3 protein-coding genes are annotated in these 1974 nt (G+C 41.8%); 2 read left to right on the forward strand and 1 reads right to left on the reverse strand.

Annotation, left to right across the window (positions count from 1 at the left end; all coding sequences use genetic code 11):
- Positions 1 to 624, forward strand: a 624-nt coding sequence (locus tag AB4653_RS08755) for a DUF2057 family protein (RefSeq protein ID WP_372103868.1), incomplete at its 5' end; no start/stop codon positions are given.
- An 81-nt stretch (positions 625 to 705) separates the two neighbouring features.
- On the opposite strand, the gene AB4653_RS08760 is transcribed toward AB4653_RS08755, so the two are convergent.
- Positions 706 to 1434: a pseudouridine synthase gene (locus AB4653_RS08760; protein ID WP_009846334.1), complete on the reverse strand. Its 729-nt coding sequence runs from the start codon at positions 1432 to 1434 to the stop codon at positions 706 to 708.
- 339 nt (positions 1435 to 1773) lie between these two features.
- Between AB4653_RS08760 and AB4653_RS08765 the strand changes: the two genes are divergently transcribed.
- Positions 1774 to 1974, forward strand: a 201-nt coding sequence (locus tag AB4653_RS08765; RefSeq protein WP_372103871.1) for an NADP-dependent isocitrate dehydrogenase, incomplete at its 3' end; no start/stop codon positions are given.

The following is a 1974-nucleotide window of genomic DNA, read 5'->3' on the forward strand; positions in this document are numbered from 1 at the left end:
GTTATTGGCAGTGTAAGTGCGGCAACCCTAACGCCTCAGAAAGGCGTATCTATCCTATACATTAATGGTCAAGCAGCTCCGAATAAAATCAGTGAAAATCAGATTAATGAAGGTTTTAACCAGGTTTTAGTTCGCTTTGATAAAAAATTTGGTAACAGCGGTGTTTACTCTTCGGCACCTTATGTATTGAATTTTGATGTTACTGGTGAAGAGGTTGAAATTAAGGCTCCAAAAGTACGTAGCTATATGGAAGCGGAGAAGACCTTTGAAGCTGTGAATCCATCATGGGTAGTTTTTCAGGATGATGTGACTGTTAAATATCAGCAAGATGTTATTGAACGCAAACCCGGTTTTGCGCCATTTGGCGGGCTAGAGTCTCGACTGGCTGAGTACAATGCAAGTAAGGCAGTCTATTTTAAAGATGGCGTGTTACTTGATAAGCCAGCTGAAGCGGTAGTATTAACTTCTGTGGTAGATAATACGACAGCACAGACAAGCGGCAAAGCTCAGAAACCAGTGAAACTGGCTGAGACTCAGAATATTGAGCAATTGCAGGCTTGGTACATCAAAGCTTCTAAGCAAGAACGTAAAGAATTCCGTAAATGGATGATTGACCAAGAGTAATCAATCTTCATCTACAAAAAAAGCGAGACTAATAAGAGTCTCGCTTTTGCTATATTAGTACTTTTTCTGTATCAGTAACAGCTAAATATCTTTCCATTCACCTGGCTGAAGCTGACCCACATCCATATTGCCCATTGAGTAGCGGATTAGACGCAGGGTAGGGAAGCCTATGTTTGCCGTCATTCGTCTTACCTGACGGTTACGTCCTTCGATGATGGTAATCGCTAACCATGTTGTTGGTATCGCCGCTCTGAAGCGCACAGGAGGAGTTCTTTCCCAAACCTGAGGTTCTTGCATCACTTCTACTTCTGCAGGCAATGTCATACCATCTTTTAGCTCAACACCTTTTCTCAATTTATCTAAATCTTTCTCAGAAGGCGCACCTTCAACCTGTACCCAGTAAGTCTTGGTCGATTTTGAGTTCGGCTGAGTCAACTTAGCTTGAAAGATGCCATCATTAGTCAAGACCAATAAACCTTCACTATCTCGATCTAAGCGACCAGCAGCATAAACATCTTTTACGGGAATAAAATCCGCTAGCGTTTTTCTACCTTCGCCATCAGTGAACTGGCTGAGAGTATCAAAAGGTTTGTTGAATAGAATCACTTTGCGATCTTCGGGCGCTACCTTAGGCTTTGCGTTGGTAGGTTTGCCTTTATATCGGTGTTTGCTGGAGTGCGGTTTTTTGTGTGAACTGCCAGTGTCATTTTTGCCACTGTGTTGATTCTGTCTATTACCGCTTTGTTTTAATGTGGTACCAGAACGAGCCGGTTTGTCTGAACGAGATGCGCTGCGTGAGCGAGTAGACATGTTAACTACCTTGCAAAAATGTAAACGAAGTGTGCCGAAAAGTTTTCATAGAAACGGAATTGAGCTATCATTTGCGCGCCTAAAAGACACAAAATAGAACAAGTTGATGGACTCTTAAGCCTGATTTGTTTAATTATACCTTCGTGTTTTATTATAACTGGCTCTTTTATTAAAACAATGCACTCACGGATTTGGCTCATGCTGTCATCAAGATTGCATGAAAAATAAGATAGAGTACGACTATCGAGTAAGCAGTTTTCACTCTCAGAGTGGCTTACTGGTCAATTTATAACACTCTCACTGCTTTAAGTGAGCTTGTAAGAACTATAGGGAAATTTCATGCCTACTGAAAAACCAACGATCATCTATACCATTACTGATGAAGCTCCGGCGCTAGCAACTTACTCTCTGCTGCCTATCATTCAATCTTTTACGGCTTCTTCTGGTATTAACGTTGATACTCGCGACATTTCACTTGCAGGGCGCATTATTGCCAACTTCCCTGACTACCTGAACGAAGAGCAACGTATTGGTGATGCA

Origin of the sequence: Vibrio sp. 10N.222.48.A3, assembly GCF_041475345.1 — a bacterium.
GTDB lineage: Bacteria > Pseudomonadota > Gammaproteobacteria > Enterobacterales > Vibrionaceae > Vibrio > Vibrio tasmaniensis_A.